Below are 21,516 nucleotides of genomic sequence, written 5' to 3' on the forward strand. Positions count from 1 at the left end.
TGGGGAGATGGACATGCGCGATCCGGAGGTTGTCGTAGTGGGCGGAGGGAACGCCGGCTACTGCGCGGCTCATGCGGCGGCCGAACGGGGGCGGCGGGTCGTGCTGCTGGAGAAGGCGCCGCGAGAACATGCCGGCGGAAACAGTTACTACACCCTGGGGTCGACCCGGATGGTGCACGACGGGCTCGGCGACCTGCTCGAGGTCCTCGAGCCGGATGAGCGGTACCCGCGCACGGAGGTCCCGCCGTACTCGGCGACGGAGTTCCTGGCCGATCTGGAGCGGGTCACCGGCGGGCGGGGCGACAAGGAACTGGCTGAGGCTGTCGTCGAAGGCTCGCGTGACGCGGTCCGCTGGCTGCACGGCTTGGGACTGCGATTCCAGTTGATGTACGAGCGGCAGGCCCACGAGCTCCCCGACGGGACGTTGGCGTTCTGGGGTGGATCGCACGTGCGCAACGTCGACGGCGGTCCCGGGCTGATGTCGGTCCACGAGCAGATCGCCGCACGGCTCGGAGTCGAGGTGCGCTACGACAGCGCGGTGACCGGGCTGATGACCGACGGTGGTTCGGTCGTCGGCGTCCGGATCGGTGACCAGGAGATTCCGGCGGAGTCGGTGGTGATCGCCAGTGGTGGTTTCCAGGCGAACGCGCAATGGCGTCAGCTCTATCTGGGCGACGGCTGGCAGCACGCGAAGGTGCGCGGCACGCCGTACAACACCGGTGACCTGATCCAGGCGGCGCTGGAGATCGGCGCGGATCGTGGCGGGGACTGGTCGACCTGCCACAGCGTTCCGTGGGACGCGTCGTTCCCCGAGAACGAGAGCAATCGTGCCTTGACGAACCGGCTCAGCCGGTATGGCTATCCGCTGGGCATCGTGGTCAACCGCCGGGGGCAACGGTTCCTCGACGAAGGCGCGGACTTCCGCAACTACACGTACGCGAAGTACGGCAAGGTGATCCTCGAACAACCGGGTTCGGTGGCGTTCCAGGTCTTCGACGCGACCTCACGCTCGATGCTCGCGGCGTACGAGTACGAGATGCCCGGAATCGTCCCGGTGGTCGCCGACAGCCTCGAAGAGCTCGCCGCGGCCATGGATGTCGACGGCGACGGGTTCGTGCGGACGGTTCGGGAGTTCAACTCGTCGATCGACACCAGCCGGCCGCTCGATCCGACGATCAAGGACGGCCGGACCGCGGCGGTGCAGCCGGTCAAGAGCAACTGGGCATCGGCGGTCGAGGTGCCGCCGTACTCCGCCTATCCAGTGACGTGCGGGATCAGCTTCACCTTCGGTGGCCTCCGCGGTGACGTCGACGGCCGGGTGCTGGACCGGTCGGATCAGCCCATCCCTGGGCTCTTCGCGTGCGGTGAGACGCTCGGGGGGCTCTTCAGCGGGAACTACCCGACAGGTGCCGGTCTCACCGCGGGCATGGTGATCGGGCGACGTGCGGGCGCGCTCGCCTGAGCCGCCAACTGAAGTTAGCCTTACCTAAGTTATTGGTGTTATCGTCAGCGCTCGACGAGGGATCGCCGTTCGTCCGCGCCTGGTGACGCCAGGGGCCGGCCGCCGGTCCGGACCGAGCCCCGACAGGAACGACGAGGAGCAGCACTGATGGCCCAGAACCCGTTCGACGACGACAACGGTTCCTTCTACGCGCTGATCAACGGCGAGGAGCAGCACTCGCTGTGGCCGACGTTCAAGCCGGTCCCCGCCGGCTGGAGCATCGCGTACGGCGAACCCGGCGGCAGGACGCGCCAGGAGGTCCTCGACTGGATCGACGAGCACTGGACCGACATCCGGCCGAAGTCGTTGCGCGACCACATCTCCCAGCACGAGACCCCTGTCACCCACTGATTCCGCAGCATCCACGCTGCACAACTCACAAGGAGCCGGACATGCTTCGCGAAGTCCTGGGCGGAAAAATCCACCGCGCCACTGTCACCCAGGCCGACCTGCACTACGTCGGTTCGCTGACCCTCGATGTCGACCTCGCGCGGGCCGCGGGCCTGACCGAAGGGGAGAAGGTGCAGGTCGTCGACATCACCAACGGGGCCCGGCTGGAGACCTACATCATCAACGGGCCGGCCGGCGGTGGCGACATCTGCATCAACGGCGCGGCGGCACATCTCATCCACCCCGGCGACCTGGTGATCATCATGTCGTTCCTGCTGGCCGAGGACTCCGAACTCGTCGGCTACCAGCCCAAGGTCGTCCACGTCGACGGCTCCAACCGCATCATTGCCTTGGGCAACGACCTCGCCGAGCCGGTGCCAGGGGCGGACGACCAGCTCTCCGCTCGCCTGGTGTGAGCCGTCGGCACCGCGATCGAACTCCGCAGAACCTGGCGTCCACCTCCGCCGCACTCACAGCTGCCTGCGATCCAGGACGCTGTGGCCAGGCAACAAGTTAGGAAGGCTATCCAAGATGACTCGAATTGCTGTTGTGGGGGCCCGCGGGCGCATGGGTGTGGCGTCGGTCCACGCGATTGAGGCCAGCTCCGATCTCACCGTGGTTGCCGAGGTCGACATCGACGACGACGTACAGGACATCGTCGACGGCAACGCCGAGGTCGTGCTCGTGTTCTCGCCGCCGGACGTCGCCCACGAGCAGGTCCAGTGGTGCATCAAGCAGGGGCTCCATGTCGTGGTGGGGACCTCCGGTTTCGACGAGCAGTCCGTGGAGCAGATCCGCGCAGCGTTGGCCGACCATGCCGACGTCAGCGTGTTCGTCGTTCCGAACTTCTCGGTCAGTGCGGTGCTGATGGCCAAGTTCGCCGCCCAGGCCGCCCCGTACTTCGAGTCCGTCGAGATCATCGAGATGCATCACCCCGGCAAGGTGGACGCGCCCTCGGGAACGGCGCAGCACACCGCCGAACTGATCGGCCGCGCGCGAGCCGAAGCGGGGTGCGCCCCCTCGCCCGATGCCACCTACCTCGACCCGCACGGCGTACGTGGCGGGCAGATCGAGGGAGTCAACGTCCACGCGGTCCGGGTCCGTGGGTTCATGTCGTCGCAAGAGGTGATGTTCGGAGTCGACGGCGAGATCCTGAGGCTGCGCTACGACTCTGTGAACCGCGAGTCCCTGATGCCCGGAGTGCTCACGGCACTCCGCGCCGTCCCGAAGCTCACCGGAGTGACGGTCGGTCTCGATGCCGTCCTGAGCCTGGGCTGAGCCGAAGCAACGACGCGGTGCCCGTGACGGAGTGCTGATGCCGGTTCTGGCAGTCGGCGGCGTGGAGCTGACGTACGACGTGGTCGGTGACGGCGACCTCGTCGTACTCGTCATGGGTACCGGTGCCAAGGGCAACGTCTGGACCTTGCACCAGGTCCCGGCGCTGGTCGGCGCCGGATACCGGGTGGCGACCTTCGACGCCCGCGGGATCAGTCCGGCGCCGCGGCCGGCCGGCGACGCCTTTCCCCGGATGACGATCGACGACCTGGTCGACGACGTCGCGCAACTGATCGAGCATCTCGGTGGACCCGCGCATGTGGTCGGAACGTCATTGGGTGCACGCGTCGTACAGGAGTTGGCGCTGAGTCGTCCAGAGCTGGTGCGGCGAGCAGTGGCCATGGCGGCGCACGGACGCCTCGACGAGGTGAACCGGCGCCTGAGTGCCGGCGAACGAGAGCTGTTCGATTCGTCCGTGGAGCTACCGGCTGAGTACAGGGCGGCCCTCGACGCGATCTTGTACCTCTCTCCGGCGACGTTGCGCGATCCCGCCAATGCACGCCACTGGCTCGCCGTACTCGCCTTCTCGGCGGGCCCGATGGGTCCCGGTGAGCGCGGTCAACGCGAGGTGTCCGCCCAGCTCGAGAACCGGCTCGCGGCGTACGGCGCGATCACGACGCCACTGCTCGCCATCGGCTTCGCGGACGACCGGAGGATTCCGCCCTTCCTGGGCCGGGAGGTCGCCGATGCCGTGCCGGGTGCGCAGTACGTCGAGATCCCCGACGCAGGCCACTTCGGCTACCTCGAGCAGCCGGAGACGGTCAACCAGGTGATCATCGACTTCCTGGCCGGGCAGTCCTAGGGTGCGGAGACCGGTCTGCTCGGCTGGTAAGCCGCCGTCAGCACCTGGCGGCCCGTGGCTGACCATCGTCCGTCGAACCGGTCGATGACCGTACCGCCGATGCGCGGTCCGGGGACCAGCAGATGTCCGGTGAAGGTCCCGTGCTCAGGGTCGATGACGAGCTCGCAGTCGGTGAAGTCCAACCACGCGTGTGTCAGCGGGAACCAGGTCTTGTAGATGCTTTCCTTGGCGCTGAACAACACCCGCCCCCAGTGAACCGCGGGGTACATGACCGCGAGCCGGGTCAGCATCTGCACCTCGCCGGTCACGGTGACGGCCTTGGCGACTCCCTCAGGAAGCGGCTGGTGGACCTCGGCGTCGATGCCGACCGAGGCGATGTCCGGCGAGTTCGTGACCGCCGCGGCGCGATATCCGTCGCAATGCGTGAGGCTGCCCACCACTCCGTCGGGCCAGACGGGTTCGCGGTTCTTCCCCGCCAGGATCGGCACGGCCGGATGTCCGAGCCGGGACAACGCCCGCCGTGCGCAGTACCGGACCGTCGCGAACTCCGCGCGTCGCGCCGGTACGGCGTGCGCGATCGCCGCGTACTCCTGCGGCATCAGCGTGTCGAGGGGTACGTCGCCGGTCCGCTCGTCGACCTCGACGTCTGCCGGTAGCAGCGCCGCGATCCCGGTTCGGACGTGATCGACCGACACTGCGCGCGCCCCCTGAAGGATCGGATCCGGCCCCACTGATCGTGGGAAATGTTAGGGTAGCCTACCCTTTACGGGCTGGTAGGCAGCTCCTCGAAGGGAAACCCATGAGCATCGAACCGCTGGCCCTCGACGGGGTCGTTCCGTTTCCGCCGGAGACGGCAGCCAGATACCTCGCCGAGGGGCACTGGCGCGATCAGACGCTGCCGGAGTTGCTGTTCGCCACCGCGGAGCGCTTTCCCGGCAAGCTCGCCGTCATCGACCGCAAGGCCGAGCTGAGCTATGGGCAGCTTACGGACGAGGTCCTGCGCCTCGCGGCAGGCCTGCAGGACCTGGGGCTGAACCGCGGCGACCGGGTGGTGGTCCATCTGCCCAACATTTACGAGTACATCGCCTTCGTCTTCGCCTTGTGGGAGATCGGGGCGGTCCCGGTCGTCGCCCCGATCGCGCACCGTCGTTCTGAGATCGAGCACTTCATCGAGATCGCCGAGGCGCGGGCCTACATCACGGTCGCCTCGGACAGCGGCACCGACCTCTCGGCGATGGCAGCAGACCTGAAAGAACGCTGGCCGCAGCTGGAGCACACCGTCGTACTCGAACGGGACGGCGGTGGCGCCGAGTACGAGGCGTTGCAGTCGAAGGGATCGCTCGAGCACGCTCGCCGGTGCAGCCCGCAGGACGTCGCCCTGCTGCAGATGTCGGGCGGTACGACGGGCGTTCCGAAGCTGATGCCGCACACGCATCAGACGTACGGCTACGCCCTGCGGAGAAGCGTCGGGGAACGCGGCATCACCGAGCGCACCGTGCATCTGCTGGTGATCCCGATCTGCCACAGTATGTCGACGCGTTCGCCTGGCTTCCTCGGTGCGTTCAGCGTGGGCGCCACCATCGTGATCGCACCGAACGGCAGCCCCGACACGGCGTTCCCGCTGATCGAGAAGCACGGGGTGACCCGCGTCTCGCTGGTCCCCCCGATCCTGCTGGCCTGGCTGAACTCCTCGCTGCGGAAGTCCTATCAGCTGTCCAGCCTGAAGGTGCTGATGTGCGGCGGCGCGAAGCTGGTCGAAGCGGTGGCGGCGCGGGTCGAGCCGGAGTTCGGCGTGCAACTGTCGCAGAGCTTCGGGATGGGGGAGGGCCTCGTCGTCAGCAATCCTGCCGACGTCGATCGGGCCACCAGCGTGCGGTACCAGGGCCGGCCGGCCTCGGCGGCCGACGAGATCCAGGTCATCGACGACGAGGGCAACGAGGTGCCACCGGGTGCGCCTGGTCACTTGCTGACGCGCGGACCGTCGGTGATTCGCGGCTACTACCGCAACCCCGAGCAGAACGCGCTGGCGTTCACCAGCGACGGCTTCTATCGCACCGGTGACATCGTCGAGCGAGACGAGCGCGGATTCATCAGGGTCGTGGGCCGGTCGAAGGATCAGATCAACCGCGGCGGCGAGAAGATCGCGCCGGAGGAGCTGGAGAACGCGCTGCTCACTCATGCCGGCGTCCACAACGTCTCCGTCGTCGGCGTCGACGACGAGGTGCTCGGCGAACGGGTCAAGGCCTACCTGATTCCCCGGTCGCCGGAGAGTGCGGCCGAGCTCACCTTGGGCAAGCTGCGCCAGTTCCTGCGGGACAAGGGCCTGGCCACGTTCAAACTGCCCGATGTCGTGGAAGTCGTCGACGAGTTCCCGTACACCGCGGTCGGCAAGGTCAGCAAGCGTCTGCAGCGCGAGCTGAGCTAGGCGCATGTCGACCGAGACCACACGGGTCGTCATCGCGGGCGCGGGCCCCGTCGGAATGATCTGCGCGCTGGCACTGAATCGGCGGGGTGTTCCGGTGACCGTCTTCGAGACGGAGCCGGCGCCGGTGCGGGACCAGCGCGCGGCGACCATCCATCCGAGCACCCTGGAGATGCTCGACGACCTGGGCGTGACCGAGAAGATCCGGGCGCACAGCCTGCTCTCGAGCACCTATCGCTTCCACGACCGGCCGACCGGAGAGGTCGTGGCGGAGTTCGATCTCGGCCGGCTGGAGCACGAGATCCGGTTCCCGTACGTACTGCAGTACGAGCAGTACAAGCTGACGGCTGCCATCGCGGCGGAGTACGGGGGAGACCCCGACTTCGACGTGCGGTTCTCCCACACGCTGACCGGTCTGACCGAGACCGCCGGCGGGATCGAGGTGGAGTACACCTCACCCGCGGGCACGGAACGCCTTCCGGCGGCCTATGTCGTCGGCTGCGACGGTGGCCGATCGACGGTGCGCAAGCTCGCCGGCATCGAGTTCGAGGGATTCACCTATCCGGAGCGGTTCATCAAGATCGCGACCAGCTTCGACTTCCTGACCGTCAAGCCGGATCTGTCGCTACGCAACTACTTCTCCGACCCCGACGAGTGGGCCAACGTGTTCAAGGTGCCCGGGGAAGCGCCCGAGGGGCTCTGGCGGGTGATCCTGCCGATCGGCCACGACGAGGACGACGCCACCGCGCTGTCGCCGGCGCGCGTCGAGCAGCGGCTCCAGAAGTTCTTCCCCAAGGCCGGCCCGTACGACGTCGAGTACCGCAACGTCTACGGAGTCAATCAGCGCGTGGCCGCGACCTTCCGGCAGGGGCGCATCCTGCTCGCCGGCGACAGCGCGCACGTCAACAACCCGATCGGCGGGATGGGGATGAACGGCGGCATCCATGACGCCGTCAACCTGACGGAGAAGCTCGCGAAGGTGATCGCCGGGGAGGCCGGCGACGACCTGCTCGACCTGTACAGCCGCCAGCGCCGCCATGCCGCGGTCAACTATGTGCAGGCCCAGACGATCGCCAACAAGCGGCTGCTGGAGGAGCGCGATCCCGCGGTACGGCGTCGCAACTTCGACGAACTGCGCCGTACCGCGGAGAATCTCGACACCGCTCGCGCCTACATGCGCCGCGCCGCCCTGTTCGACAGCCTGCAGGACGCCGCCGCCATCATCTGACCAGCACCTTCGCCAGTCGCGGGCCCCATTTCGGGAGACCGGAAGCGGGCTCGACGATGGACTGGTGGTCTTCGTCTTCAGCGACGAAGAAGGAGTAGTTGGTCAGGTAGCCCTCCCAACCCAGCGCATCCTCACGACCCAGCTCCGCCACGCGGGGCTCATGAGTCGCGGAGGACGCGATCACCAGCGTCTCGACGTCGAGACTGCCCCGGGTCGGAGCAGACGTCATGACATCACAACGAAGTCCGGCCGTCTCGACCGCCTGCAACTGCTTGCTGTCGGCAAGCAACTCGGTGAACGCCTCCTCGCCGAACGCCTTCCGCATCTCGTCCCGCATCGACTCGGCAGAACCCGGGCGTTCGAGACGCTCCGTCGAGTTCTCCGCACCGGCAGGCATGGCATCCACGATCACCAGGGTCTCGACCCGCTCCCCTCGGGAAAGGAGCTGGCGCGCCACGGCGAACATGATGTGCGCGCCGTACGACCAACCCAGCAGTTCGTACGGTCCGGCCGGCTGCAGCCCCTGCACGACATCGGCATAAGCCGATGAGAGCTCTTCCAGATCATCGAACTCGAGGTCCAGGCCGACGATCGCCGGATCGTCGATCCCGACCAGCCCGACACCGTGCGGGAGGTATCGCGACAACTCCGAGTACATGGAGGAGCCGCCGAACTTCGGGTGCGCGCAGAACAGGTTGCGGCCGTTGAGGGACTGCACGAATCGGTTCGCGATCGCGGAGATCCCGGCAGCAGCACCTGCATCCTGCTGCAGCTTCGTGTCGACGACCGTACCGAGTTCCCCGATCGTCGAAGCGGTGATGACGTCCCGCATCGCTGTGTTGACGGGGAACGTGCGGTTCATTCTCGAGGCAAGCCGCATCGCCGCGAGCGAGTGCCCGCCCAGCCGGAAGAAGTCGCTGGCAGCACCCAGGACCAGGCCCTCGTCGAGGTCGAGCACCTCACGGAAGATCGCGGCCAACGCCAGCTCCGTAGCCGACTCGAGTGCGCGGCCGGTGCCGACTCCGGCTGCGGCTACGTCGGCGGGCGGCAACGCTCGGCGATCCAGCTTCCCGGTCGGAGTGAGCGGGAAGGAATCCACCACGACGAGGGCGGCCGGAACCATGTAGTCAGGCAGGTACTTGGCCAGATGGCTCCGCAACGGCTCAGTGACGTCAGCGTCCGTGTTCGTGCTGTAGTAGGCCGCCAGCTGCAGGCCCGTCGAGTGCTCGACGGCGACCACTTCGGCCCGCGTGATCGCGGGGAACTCCTGCACCACGTCGCGGATCTCGTCCGGTTCGATGCGATAACCGCGAATCTTGATCTGCTCGTCGGCGCGACCGAGGTAGTCGATCATCCCGTCGTCGTTCCAGCGGGCGAGATCGCCGGTGCGATACATGCGTTCCGCCGGTTCCCACGGGCAGGCGACAAAACGTTCGGCGGTCAGCGCGGACCGGCCCCAGTATCCGCGCGCGGTGCCGTCGCCGGCGAGGTACAGCTCGCCCGCGACACCGGGAAGGGCAGGTTGCAGGTTCTCGTCGAGGATGTAGGCCCGAGTGTTGAAGATCGGCGTTCCGACACTCGAGGTGGCGCTGTCGGCCAGATCGGCACCGAGGGCGTTGATCGTGTACTCGGTCGGTCCGTAGAGGTTGTACGACTCGACTCCGGGTGCGCCGCGCAGCTGTTGCCACAGCCGGTCGGGGACGGCCTCGCCACCGAGGGAGACGAAGACGACACCGGCCGCGTCGGAGGACACGGACCGGCCGGCCGGCCGGTCCCGATCGAGTAGCCCTTCTTCGACCAGCAGCTGCCCGTACGACGGCGTCACGTCGAACCCGTCCATACACACCTCGTCGTAGTGCGCCAGCAGCCGCTGATGGTCGCGGCGCATCTCCTCGTCGATGACGTGCACCTCGTGCCCGTTCAGCAGCCAGAACAGTTGCTCCCAGGAGGCGTCGAAGGAGAAGGACGTCGTGTGCGCGATCTTCATCCGGCGCCCACGCTGGTGGTCCACCACCCGGTCGAAGATCTTCTCGACGTGGTTGAAGTACATGTTCGTCAGACCGCGGTAGCCGACGGCGACGCCCTTGGGCCGTCCGGTGGTTCCCGAGGTGAAGATGATGTAGGCGAGGTTGTCGAGCGAGATCAGCCCGCCTCGTTCCGCTGCCGTGACCGGATCGGTGGCCTTCCGCGCGAGGCGATCCAGCGTCGGCGCGGAGTCCAGGTTGACCACCGCGCCGATGGCTCCGGTGAGCCGATCCACGTCGCGGTCGGTCACCAGAGTGACGGTCGGTTCGGCGATCTCGATCATGTAGCCGATTCGTTCGTCCGGCAGTTCACTGTCCACCGGGACGTAGGCGGCTCCGATGGCGAACACCGCGAACATCGCGATGACGGTGCGCTCGTCCCGCGGCAACAGCAGGGCGACCCGATGCTCCGGGCCCACTCCCTCTTCGAGGAGAAGGCGGGCGTAGCGATTCACTTCGGCGAAGAACTCCGCGAAGGTGAACGCGCGATCTCCGGCGACCAACGCGGTCTCCGATCCGGACAGCCGCACCTGCCGTTCCAGCAGTTCGCCGACCGTGACCGGTTCGACAGCGCGGTGAAGATCAGCGGCGATCCCCGTGTGCGGGTCGGTCTCGTCCGCCAGCAGGGCGGACAACGTACCAACGGGCTCATCAAGCCGGCGAGTGAGCGAAACGAGCACCTGCACGTAGCGTTCGAGCAGCAGCTCCGCGGCCGGGGCATCGAAAACGTCCCGGCGGTACGACAGGCGCACGTGCACGGTGGCTGCTCCGTCGTGTTCCTCCGGGTCGACCGCGAACGTCACTGGGTAGTGCGTCGCGTCATCGACCTTTGCGCCGACGACCTGCAGCCCGGCGGTGTCCTGCCCGGAAGTCTTGCCGAGTGGCACGTTCTGCACCACGAACAGCGTGTCGAACAGAACAGGCATGCCCGCGTTGGTCTGGATCTGCGTCAGAGTGGCCTGCGGATGGTCGATGACGAGCAACTGCTCGGACTGGACCCGGGCGAGCAGCTGCCGATTCGTCTCGAACGGGGGCAGGTTCACCCGCATCGGAACGGTGTTGAACATCAAGCCGATGATTCGGTCGGCGTCGGGCAACGCCGGCGGCCGACCGGAAACCGTGTTGCCGAAGACCACGTCGTTGGTGCCGGTGAGCCGGCTGAGCGCGATGCCCCACGCGGTCTGCAGCAAGGTCCCCACCGTGACCTTGGCAGCTCGGGCGGTGTCGAACACCAGCATGGCTTCTGCCGGGCTGAGATCGAGGTGAAGTTCACCGGTCTCGCCCTGCGCGTCACCGACGTCGACGAAGTCCGGGCACAGCAACGTCGGGCCGGGCAGTTCCGCGAGGTAGCCGTCCCAGGCGCGATAGGCGGCAGCGGGATCCTGTTCGTCGACCCAGTCCAGGTAGGAGCGGAAGGAGGCCGGTCGCACCCGGTCGACGTACCCGTCGTCACCGTAGATGCTGAGGATCTCGGCGAGGAGCGCGTTGATGGACCAGCCATCCAGCAGGATGTGCTCGAAACTCATCACCAACGTCCACGCCTGATGGTCGTGTTCGAGCAAGGTGAATCGGATCAGCGGCGGGACCTCGAAGTCGAACGGCTCCCCTCGCTCGGCCGCCAGGAACTGCTCCACGTCGATCCCGCGGTGTTCCCACTCGTCCGATCGGATCACCCGCACCGGGACCTCGACGCCGGACGGGACCACCTGTACGTCCCCGGGCGGGACGAACGCCGCCTGGAGGTTGGGGTACCTCTCCATCGCGCCGGCGATGGCAGCCGTCATCCGCCCCGGATCGAGATCTCCCGCGATCTGCCGGGTGATCTGCGAGACGTAGGTGTTGTGGTCGTCAGATTCCTGGGACCGCAGGAGGTGGTAGAACAATCCGCGTTGCAACGGGCCCAGCGGAAGGATCTGGACGTCGTGCCCGTAGCGGACCCGAAGGGACTCTTCTTCGGCGGGAGTCAAGGTGACCCGGTCCGCGCGGCGCAGGGTGAACGCAGCTCGGCGCTCCTGGTGGGGGACCGGGATTCCGGCTCCGCCGATCTCTTCGGAGATGGCGGCGGCCAGCGCCTTCGGGTCGACGTCGACAGTGGGTGCCGACTCGACCCAGACGCGGACGACGTAATCGTCGGGATGACGACCCGCGACGAGGACGTGGATGCCGACTCCGTCCTCCGGTACGCCGGCACCCGCAGCGGGCTCGGTGACCAACCTCGCTTGGCTACGGAACACGCCTACGCGGATCCGCGGAATCGGAAGCTCGTCGAAGAAGCGGCTGAACCGGGGGTGTCCGGCCAGCGCGGCGTACTCGGCGGCTCGCTCCGGGCTCAGTCCGACGACGTCTCCATCATCGAGCAGCACGGGGAATCGACGTGTCGTCAGGGGACCGTCGGACTCGTGGAGCTCCACCAGCAGAGCACCTTCAGCGATCTCGGCCAAGGCCTTGGTCACGGCTGTCAGCACAACGGACCGCACGGGAGTGTCGTCCACGGCGGAGGCTGCCCGTCCGGCGGTGACACTCGACGCTGCGGAAGCTACCGCGTCGCCTCGCTGCCGCAGCACGGTGGCGGGCGCATCAGCGAGCTGATCGACCCAGTCCTCCCAGAACGGATCGTCGAGGACAGCCGTCAGTTCGTCGTCACTGTACTCAGCCGCGGCTCGAGGAGCCGCGGCGACGACCATCGGAATGTTTGCCTGATAGGCGGTGACCAGGTCGGTGAGCTTCTCGCTGACCGCGTCCAGCAGCTCAGGATTGCCGGTCTCGGCGACCAGTTCACCGGCGCCGCTGTCGGGAACCGCCAATCGCAACGCGAGACCTGCTCCCGAAAGGGCGTGATCGACGTGGTCGATCGCCGCCCGCCAGAGCGGAGCCGTGCTGATGTCGAAATCCTCGAGCGGCAACTGGAAGCGGCGTACGTCACGGACGTCGCTGATCGCTGTGAGCCGGCCTCCGTCGCCGGCATGAACGATCTGGGCGAGTTGCTTGACCGTGAGCTCCGGGTGCCGCGAACCGAGCGCCAGGAAGCGCGCGGTGTTCCGCAACAGTCGTGCAGTGGTTTCCGCCGAGAACAGTTCGCGGGCCGCGTTCAGATTCATCCCGAAGGCGCCGCTGTCGAGCCTCTCGATACTCGACACGAGATCGAACAGCGCGGGCTGAGATGCCAGCGGGCCGTCCGCGGTGGTCGAGGCGTAGTTGGTGAGCGGCGGCACCGCACCCGAGTTTCCACCGCGATCCACGTAGGCGGCCATCACCTGGAACAGCGGACTGACTCCGAACCGCCGCGGCGGGTTCACCGCCTCGACGACGTGCTCGAACGGAACGAGTTTGTGGTCGGCGGCTTCGAGCAGGCGATCGCGGCAACGGAGCAGCGTCTGCGCGAATCCGGCGTCGGCGTCGATGTCGGCGCGCACCACGACGGTGTTCACGAAGTAGCCGATCAGGTCCTGCAACTCGGGCTGGTCGCGCAGACTGGCTGGGGTGCCGATGGGGACGGTGTCGCCTGCCCCTTCGTCCCAGAGGGCCAGGGAGAAGGCCGCGATCAACGCTTGTAGCGGTGTCGCCTTGTGCTCGACCAGTAGTTCGTCGACGGTGGCTGTCTCATCGCTGGTGAGGGAGGTGGTTGCCGGCCGGATGGTTCGTTCTTCGGTTCGGTCCCGTGGCTGGTCGAGGGGGAGGACGGTTTCCGTCGGGAGGTCGGACAGCGTGTCCTGCCAGTACCGCAGGTCGGACTGGTAGCGGGACTCCGGGTCCTTCCGGTCTCCCAGCACGTGGCGCTGCCAGACCGCGAAGTCGGCGTACTGGAGCGGCAGGGGTGCGATCTCGGTGGAACTGCCGGTAGTCGCTTCGAGGTAGAACTTGTTCAGTTCGTGAACAAGAACCCCGAAGGAGTCCGCATCGGTCACGAGGTGATGCCCGTACGCGATGAGCACATCGCCGTCGGCATGCCGCAGCAGATGGAACTTCAGCCCGAACTCGGAGGTGAAGTCGAGTGGCAGGGCGGCGACCTGAGCGATCTTGTCGTTGAGCGGCTCGGCACCGACGTGTTCGACCTCAAGGACCTTGGTGTCGTCGTCGGGTTCGGCGCAGACGACCTGGCGCAGTGATGAGGTCTCCTCGTCCGGCACGAGGATCGTGCGCAGGATCTCGTGCCGAGCGACTACCCGGCGGACCGCCGTTGTCAGAGCATCCAGCTCGAGCTGCGCGCCTGCCTGCAGCACGATCTCGGTCCGGTAGATCGAACGCCCCGCGATCTGCTCGGTGAACCAGAGTGCTTGTTGCCCGTAGGAGACCGGTACGGCGACTGGGCGTGGTAGATCGCCGATTCGTGATCCGGGTGCTGCGACGGTAGCGGTGGAGTTGTCGGCGATCCGGGCGAGTTCACTGATGCGGGGGTGGTCGAAGACGTCGCGAAGGGTCAGCGCGATGCCAGGCAGTGCGTTGGCGTGTGCGACCACTCGTGCGGCCAGCAGCGAGTGTCCACCCAGGCGGAAGAAGTCGCTGTCGACGCCGAGGTCGGTGTCGTCGGCGAGGTGGAGCACGTCGCGGAAGATGGCAGCGAGTGCGATCTCGGTGTCGGTCTCCGGTGCCCGGCTGTCGGCTGCGCCTGACGTCAGATCTGGTTGCGGCAACGCGCGGCGGTCCAGTTTTCCGTTGGGGGTGACCGGGAATCGGTCCAGGCGTGTGAACGTGGCGGGGACCATGTAGTCCGGCAGCGACTGTGCGAGGTGCCCGCGGAGAGTGTCGAACAGCGCCGGATCCTCGATGCTGTTCGTGGTGACATAGGCGGCGAGGTACTGCCCGCCGGCGGGGTGGTCGAAGGTGGCGATGGCTGCACCCGTGACCTCTGGGTGTTGCTCCAGGACCGCGCGGACTTCGGCGGGCTCGATCCGGTAGCCGCGGATCTTCACCTGGTCGTCGCTGCGGCCGAGGTACTCCAACTGCCCTTGGGAGTTCCACTGCACTACGTCGCCGGTGCGATAGAGCCGTGCGCCGTCGTCACTGAACGGGTCAGCTACGAAACGGCTGGAAGTCAGGCCCGCGCGAGCCGCATACCCATCCGCAAGCTGCACCCCACCGAGATAGAGCTCTCCCGCGACACCGACCGGCACCGGACGCAACCAGGCATCAAGAACATGCGCAGTGGTGTTCGCGACCGGGACGCCGATCGAGGTGTTCTTGGCGGTCGTGCCGTCGCCGGTGACTTCGGTGGAGCCGTAGAAGTTGTGGAGTTCTGCTTGTGGTGCGGCGATTCGCAGGGCGTCCGTGGTGCTCTGGCCGAGTGCTTCGCCAGACGAGATCCAGTGCCGTACCGAGGTCAACGCCGCGGGTGCGTCATCGTGTCGGATCAGAACGTCGGCCAGGCTCGGCACGGTCAGCAGATGTGTGACGCGGTGCCGGGCGACCGTGGCCAGCAGGGCGGCCGGATCCTGTGCGGTCTCCGCGGGCACCACGACGATCCGGGCGCCGGCGATCAACGGCCCGAACAACTCGGTCACGGCATCGACGAATCCGACGCCGCTCTTCGACAACGCCACATCGTCCGGCTGGTAGTCCAGCACTCGCTGGCCCCACACGAGGCGATTCACCAGTGCACGATGCGAAACAGCGACGCCCTTCGGGGTGCCTGTCGTCCCGGACGTGAAGATCACGACGGCAGCGTCGAGGTCGTTCAACGGCCGGGCCAGAACCGGGGCCGTCTTTTCAGCGGTGGCCAGACGTGGCTGCAGTTCGGTCAGGTGCTGGTCTGTGATCACCACACGGGGTGCGGCGTCGCCGAGGATGTGTTCGATGCGTTCGGCGGGGTACGCCGGGTCGATGGGTACGTAGGCTGCTCCGGCCCGCAGTACTGCGGTCAGTGCTACCACCAGGTCGATCGAGCGGGTCATGGCGACCGCGACCCGGTCCCCGACCCGCACACCGTCCTCGACCAGGAGATGGGCCAGCGCGTTGACCCGCGCATCGAACTCGCCGTACGTGAGTTCGGCGCCGTCCGCGGCGACGACCGCGACCACGTCCGGACTCGCCGCCACCCGCCGGCGTACCAACTCATTCACCGTCGCCGGTGCGACATCGAGCACCGTGCCCCGTGCCCACGCCGGATCCGGGCCGTCGGCGGCCGATGTGAGACCTGTACTCAACGTGTGCAAGGTCTGGGCGCCGGACCCGTCGAGGACGGCGTCGAGGAAGCGGCTGAACTGTTCGGCGTGGAGGAGCGGATCGCCGGTGGCGGAACCTGCGGACACTTCCAGCCGGATGCCGGAGTCGGGGTCGCGGTAGATCGCGAGGTCGAGTGATCCGACCGGGCCGGTGCTGATCGTTTCACTGTCCCCCAGGCGGGGCGCTGATTCGAAGAGTCTGATGTTGATGGTCGGGAGTGTGAGGTAGGAGGCTTGGCCGGCCGGCCAGGATCGGGCGATCTGGTGGTCTTCGGCGGTGGTGTGGCGTCGCGAGGTTTTCAGTTGGTTCGCGACGGCTTCGAGGATGTTGCCGAAGGTTTGGTACGGGCTGATCTGGGTGACCACGGGGATTGCTCTTGAGATTGCGCTGGGTGTTTTGAGTGATTCGCGGTCGTCGCGCAGCATCAGAGGTACGCGGACTGCTACGTAGTCACGCCGGTCGATCAGAGCGGTGTAGACGCCCCAGACTGCGATCAGGGAGTCGGTCCAGGAGACCCGCGCGGTGCGAGCGAACTGCTGAACCCTGGAATAGGTGTCGTCGGGGACCGGGACCGCTACTGGCCGGCTCGAGGACACGAAGACCTCGGAAAGGTCTTCCACGCTTTCGTGCCCGGCGCTTTCGACCGCGAGGATGCTGCTCCAGTAGGTGGCATCTTCTTCGGTGCCGGAGTCGCCGTGGGCCGTGACGTCTTCCAGGCTGCCGAACCAGCGGTCCGGGACCGGATCGCCGGCTTGTGTGGCCGAGTGGATCTCGGCGACGCGGCGGATGAACAGCGAGATGCTGTAGCCGTCGACGAGCAGGATGTCGGTCACCAAAATCCAGGCCCAGCTACCGTCCTCGCGACGGACCAGGGTCGAGGATGTGGCCGGTTCTGGTGCTGCGGTGAGTCGTTCGCGGGCGATGACCCGGATCTGATCGTCGCCGTGACCGGCGTCCAGGATCTCGGTCGGAAGGGTGGTCGCGGTGTCGACGTACTGGAGGGGAACGCCGTCCTCGTCGCCGAAACGGACCCGCAGCGCATCGGTCTCGGAGAAGGCGGCACTGACCGAGGAGGCGAACGAAGCGGGATCGATCAGGCCGTCCAGCCAGATCAGCTGACCCGCGCAGAACACCGAAGACTCAGGAGCAAGGCTCCGTGCCACCCAGTTACCTCGCTGGCTCGCAGTCAACTCCACGCGTACACCCACTTCTCTTGAGACCCGGTCGAGCAACTTTAATGAAGGTTAGGCTAACCTTTCAACGTGCCGCCGCCCATCTCACCACCCCACCGAGCCTCCGACCCGACCGGGTGGGGCCGCGGACGTTCGACCCGTCGGTCACCTGTGTTCTGGCAGGCGCCCACCGAGCCGCCCGAGGTGCAGCCGTTCGAGGCCGCCCCGGGGACCACCGCCGGACGATTCCTGATGCACGTGATCCTGTCGGCGCGGAGAATCACCGTTCCTGCGGCACTGGCGGCGACCGTCTGGCAGGTGGGCGAGGCAGCGGTCCCGGTGGTGATGGGCGTCGCGATCGACCGAGCCCTGGCAACCGGGGACGTGGGGCAGTTGGTGCTGTGGATCGGCGCACTGGTGTCCTTGTACGTCGGCTTGACGGTGGCGGCGAAGTTCGCCACCCAACTGACCGCGTATGCGGTGCAGCTGCTGCAGCACCGCCTCCGAAGCACCCTCTCGATCGGCGTACTGCATCCGGTCGGCGGCGCCCACGCGCCGGACGGAGGCGTCGTCTCGGTGATGACCAACGACGTCGCCCGCCTGGCCAACGGGGTTCAGCTCGTGATCATGCCGATCGCGAGAATCGTGACCATCGCATTCATCGCCGTCTCACTGCTGACGACGCATTGGCTGCTCGGGCTGGCGGTGCTGGTGGGAGCACCGGTGGCCGTGTGGTCGATGGGCATGCTCAGTGAGAGGGTGTCCCGGGACACCCGGGAGTACCAGGGACTGCTGGCCTCCACCGTCGGACTGGCCACTGATGTCGTGGCCGGATATCGAGTGGTCAAGGGCATCCGTGCCGAGACCGAGGCGACCAGAAGGTACCGGCAGGCCAGCCAGGAGACGCTCGTCGGCGCCAAGCGCAACGCGGGACTGCTGGGCAGATTTCTGATGGGCTCCGGCGTCGTCACCGGCATCTTCGTTGCCGCGGTGATGGGGCTCGCGGGCTGGTTCGCGGTGGATGGGCAGCTGAGCATCGGCGAGCTGATCGCCGCCGTCGGCCTCGCTCAGGCACTGCTGCCGCAGATCCAGTCGATCGCGAACGATTCGATTCCCAACCTCGCCGGATCCCGCGCCTCGTCCGCGCGGGTCCTCGATGTCCTGAAGATCGACGCCGGCGTGGCGCCCGAGCCTGTCGACGCGACCAGGCAGGAGATTCCGCAGCTACCGGTGCTGGAGGTGTCCACGCCCAGCGCGACGATCCGGGTGGAGCCCGGCGAGCTCGTGGGTGTGCGCGCCGACGACCTGACCGCTGCCCGCCTCGCGGAGGCGGTGCTGGATCCGCGTGGGCGCGGCGGCGAGGTGGCGGTGCGGCTGAACGGAATCGCTGCGGGGGAGCTGACTGCGCAGGACTACCGCTCCCGGGTCATAGTCACGCCGCACCGGGTCATGCTGTTCAGTGGGACGATCCGCGACAATCTCACTGCCACCGCGGCCACACCCGAGCTGGTTGCAGCTGCGGTGCGAGCCGCGGCCTGCGGCGATTTCGCTGCCGATCTCGACCTCCCGGTCGGCGAGGACGGCAACCGCCTCTCCGGCGGCCAGCTTCAGCGACTTGCGCTCGCCCGCGCCCTGGCGAGCGACGCGCCGGTGCTCGTGCTGCACGACCCGACCACGGCTGTCGACTCGGTCACCGAGCACACGATCGCGGAGCGCCTGCGCGACGTTCGCGCAGGCCGCTCCACCCTGCTGATCACTTCGTCGCCCGCCTTGCTGGGCAGCTGCGACCGCGTCATCGACCTGCTCGAGGACGCACTGGCGCCCGCAGGGACAACGCTGTGAGCGGGACATCTTTGGCAACCGAGCACGCACTGCCGGTCGCGGGTGGCAGAGAGACGGCCAGGGAGGTCTGGCGACTCAGCCGCGGGCACAGGCTCCGGCTCCTCACTGTCGGAGCGCTCGGGATCGTCAGCACCGGCGTCAACGTGATCCCGCCACTGATCGTCGGGTTCCTCGTCGACCGAGTGCAGGCAGGTACCGCTGACCTCGGCACCGTACTGACGGTCACGGCGGTCATGGCACTCTCGGCAATTCTCGGCGCGGCCGGTACCGCGGTGACGATCGTGCTTGCCACTCGCGTCTACCACACCATCCTCGCCGCGTTGCGCGAACAGCTCGTGGGCCGCGCCATGACGCTCCCGCAGCATCTCGTCGAGCGCGCCGGGACCGGGGATCTGATCTCCCGGACCAGCGACGACGTCACCGCCGTCGCCGATGCCGCCCCCGCGGTCATCCCCGCGCTCACCGTCACCGCGTTCACCATCATCGTGTCGCTGGGCGGGCTCGCGGCGCTGGAGTGGCCGTACGCCGCCGCGTTCGCCGTCGTACTGCCTGTCTACGTACTCGTCATGCGCTGGTACCTCCGCATCGGTCCGCGGGTGTACGGCGCCGAACGAGCGGCGATGAGCGCCCGGGCGCAGCAGATCCTCGAGTCCCAGCGCGGCCACGCCACCGTGCTCGGGCTCGGGCTGACCGAGCAGCGGCACCACAGCGTGATGGCCGCGTCCTGGGGAGTCGCGGTGTGGACGCTCCGCGCGCGCGCCGTGCAGGTCATGCTCAGCATCCGGCTGAACTTCGGCGAATGTCTGAGCCTGGCCACCGTGCTCGTCGTCGGTTTCGTTTTGATCGAGGCGGACGCGTCCACCGTCGGTGGCGCCACCGCCGCGATGCTGCTCGTCCTGCGCCTGCTCGGCCCGCTCAACGAACTGGTGTTCGTCATCGACGACCTCCAGTCGGCCCTGGCATCGCTGAGCCGGATGATCGGGGTCACCACCATCCCGGAGGAAGCGGGCGAGCCGGCCGCGACAGCGGACGCGGACATCGCCGTGCGGCTGAACGACGTCGCCTTCGGCTACGGCGACGGCCCTCGTCTGTTCGACAACCTCACCCTCGACATCCCCAGTGGTCAGCGCATCGCTGTGGTCGGCGCCTCCGGGGCCGGCAAGACGACGCTTGCCGCCGTCATCGCCGGCATCCATCGACCCGACGCGGGGACGGTGACCCAGCCCGTCCGTACGACGTTGATCACCCAAGAGACGCACGTGTTCGCCGGCAGTCTGCGGGACAATCTCACGCTCGCCGCCCCCAGTGCGACCGACGACGACATCCACGCGGCGCTGGACGCCACCGGGGCAGCCGGTCTGCTCGACCTGCTGCCGGACGCTCTCGACACGATGATCGGCACCGGCGGACATTCGCTCACCGATGCACAGGCTCAACAGCTCGCCCTCGTCCGGCTACTGCTCGCGGACCCTGAACTGGCGATCCTGGACGAGGCGACCGCCGAGGCCGGCTCCACCCATGCCGGGCTGCTGGACCGCGCCGCCGATGCGGTCCTGCGTGGGCGGACCGGGTTGGTGATCGCGCATCGCCTTTCCCAGGCCGCGACCTGTGACCGGATCGTCGTCATGGAGCACGGCCGGATCATCGAGAGCGGAACACATGACGAGCTGGTCGCCGCTGGTGGCGTGTACGGCGGGCTGTGGAGCGCGTGGGAGGCCGGACGGAGCATGAACAACAAGTGAGGAAGGACTCGGTCATGACGGGAAACGTTGTCGGCACGCCGGACAACACGGCGGTACGGACCGCGCTGTGGCGCGCCTTGCACACCCAGGTGGACGAGCCACCGCATGTCCTCGAGGACGTGCTGGGTGCCCGGCTGGCGCAGGACGGCGACGGCTGGCGCGAGCGCGGAGACATGGTCCCCGGTGACTCGCGGGGAAAGCGAGCCACGATCGTCGGCCGGGCGCGGCTGACCGAGGACCTGGTGGCGGAGGCCGCGAGCCGCGGCGTGGATCAGTACGTGATTCTGGGTGCGGGCCTGGACACCTACGCCCAGCGTCATCCCGCCGCGGGCTCGACCATGACCGTCTTCGAGATCGACCAGCCGGAGACGCAGGGCTGGAAGCGGAGCCGGTTGATCGAACTCGGCTACGACATCCCCGAGTGGTTGCGCCTGGTTCCGGTCGATTTCGAAGCGAACGACGACTGGTGGGATCGACTGCAGGCAGCGGGATTCGATCCCGCGCGTCCCGCGGTGGTGTCCTGGCTGGGCGTCACCATGTACCTGACCGAACAGGCCACGACGGCGACCCTCGAGCGGGTGGCGAGCCTGCCGGCCGGCTCGTCGCTGATCGTCACGTTCTTCCTTCCGCTCGAGGATCTGCTGCCCGAGGACGTACCGATTCGGCGCGCCTCCAGAGAGGGTGCCCGGCGGTCCGGCACGCCTTTCATCGGCTTCTACACGCCCGGCCGGATGATCGAACTGGCACGGCAGGCAGGCTTCGCGGACGCCGAACACGTCTCCGCGGCCGGCCTGGCCGATCGCTACTTCGCGGGCCGGACCGACGGCCTGCGGCCCTACAGCGGCGAGGAAGTGCTGATCGCCACCGTGTGACCCAGCGACGGGAACCATCGAAGACAG

General features: G+C 67.6%; 12 protein-coding genes. 10 read left to right on the forward strand and 2 right to left on the reverse strand.

The window, feature by feature from the left end:
• The first annotated feature begins 13 nt into the window (after positions 1–13).
• From tcuA to OX958_RS16930, 5 genes are all read left to right on the forward strand, one after another.
• Positions 14–1,462 carry an FAD-dependent tricarballylate dehydrogenase TcuA gene (gene tcuA, locus OX958_RS16910; RefSeq protein WP_270138785.1) on the forward strand — a complete coding sequence of 483 codons (1,449 nt, stop codon included), beginning with the start codon at positions 14–16 and terminating at the stop codon, positions 1,460–1,462.
• A gap of 147 nt (positions 1,463–1,609) precedes the next feature.
• Positions 1,610–1,852 (forward strand): MbtH family protein, encoded by a 243-nt coding sequence (locus OX958_RS16915; protein WP_270138787.1) that lies wholly within the window; start codon positions 1,610–1,612, stop codon positions 1,850–1,852.
• A 41-nt stretch (positions 1,853–1,893) separates the two neighbouring features.
• A complete protein-coding gene (gene panD, locus OX958_RS16920; protein WP_270138789.1) occupies positions 1,894–2,307 on the forward strand; it encodes an aspartate 1-decarboxylase in 414 nt (137 codons plus the stop codon).
• A 115-nt stretch (positions 2,308–2,422) separates the two neighbouring features.
• On the forward strand, positions 2,423–3,169 hold the full coding sequence (gene dapB / locus OX958_RS16925; RefSeq protein WP_270138790.1) for a 4-hydroxy-tetrahydrodipicolinate reductase: 747 nt from the start codon (positions 2,423–2,425) through the stop codon (positions 3,167–3,169).
• Between the two features lie 37 nt (positions 3,170–3,206).
• A complete protein-coding gene (locus OX958_RS16930; RefSeq protein WP_270138792.1) occupies positions 3,207–4,028 on the forward strand; it encodes an alpha/beta fold hydrolase in 822 nt (273 codons plus the stop codon).
• Here OX958_RS16930 and OX958_RS16935 read toward each other — a convergent pair.
• Positions 4,025–4,723, reverse strand: a complete 699-nt coding sequence (locus OX958_RS16935) for a 4'-phosphopantetheinyl transferase family protein (protein WP_270138794.1) — start codon at positions 4,721–4,723, stop codon at positions 4,025–4,027. The two genes, OX958_RS16930 and OX958_RS16935, sit on opposite strands and share 4 nt — an antisense overlap.
• Before the next feature lie 104 nt (positions 4,724–4,827).
• Here OX958_RS16935 and OX958_RS16940 point away from each other — a divergent pair, with 104 nt between their 5' ends.
• The gene (locus OX958_RS16940; protein WP_270138796.1) at positions 4,828–6,453 is read left to right on the forward strand and encodes a (2,3-dihydroxybenzoyl)adenylate synthase; all 1,626 of its coding nucleotides are present in this window, start codon (positions 4,828–4,830) and stop codon (positions 6,451–6,453) included.
• Between the two features lie 55 nt (positions 6,454–6,508).
• Complete coding sequence (locus OX958_RS16945) at positions 6,509–7,678, forward strand: FAD-dependent oxidoreductase (RefSeq protein ID WP_270139075.1); 1,170 nt, start codon at positions 6,509–6,511, stop codon at positions 7,676–7,678.
• On the opposite strand, the gene OX958_RS16950 is transcribed toward OX958_RS16945, so the two are convergent.
• Positions 7,671–17,024, reverse strand: coding sequence for a non-ribosomal peptide synthetase (locus OX958_RS16950; RefSeq protein WP_270138798.1), 9,354 nt, complete (start codon positions 17,022–17,024; stop codon positions 7,671–7,673). The genes OX958_RS16945 and OX958_RS16950 overlap by 8 nt on opposite strands.
• Positions 17,025–17,123: 99 nt before the next feature.
• Between OX958_RS16950 and OX958_RS16955 the strand changes: the two genes are divergently transcribed.
• From OX958_RS16955 to OX958_RS16965, 3 genes are read left to right on the forward strand one after another with little or no spacing between them, the layout of a single operon-like run.
• Positions 17,124–18,875, forward strand: a complete 1,752-nt coding sequence (locus tag OX958_RS16955) for an ABC transporter ATP-binding protein (protein ID WP_270138800.1) — start codon at positions 17,124–17,126, stop codon at positions 18,873–18,875.
• A complete protein-coding gene (locus OX958_RS16960; RefSeq protein ID WP_270138802.1) occupies positions 18,872–20,617 on the forward strand; it encodes an ABC transporter ATP-binding protein in 1,746 nt (581 codons plus the stop codon). The genes OX958_RS16955 and OX958_RS16960 overlap by 4 nt, the downstream gene beginning before the upstream one ends.
• 14 nt (positions 20,618–20,631) lie before the next feature.
• The gene (locus tag OX958_RS16965; protein WP_270138804.1) at positions 20,632–21,489 is read left to right on the forward strand and encodes a class I SAM-dependent methyltransferase; all 858 of its coding nucleotides are present in this window, start codon (positions 20,632–20,634) and stop codon (positions 21,487–21,489) included.
• Positions 21,490–21,516: the final 27 nt, after the last annotated feature.

Origin of the sequence: Kribbella sp. CA-293567 (genome assembly GCF_027627575.1) — a bacterium.
GTDB lineage: Bacteria > Actinomycetota > Actinomycetes > Propionibacteriales > Kribbellaceae > Kribbella.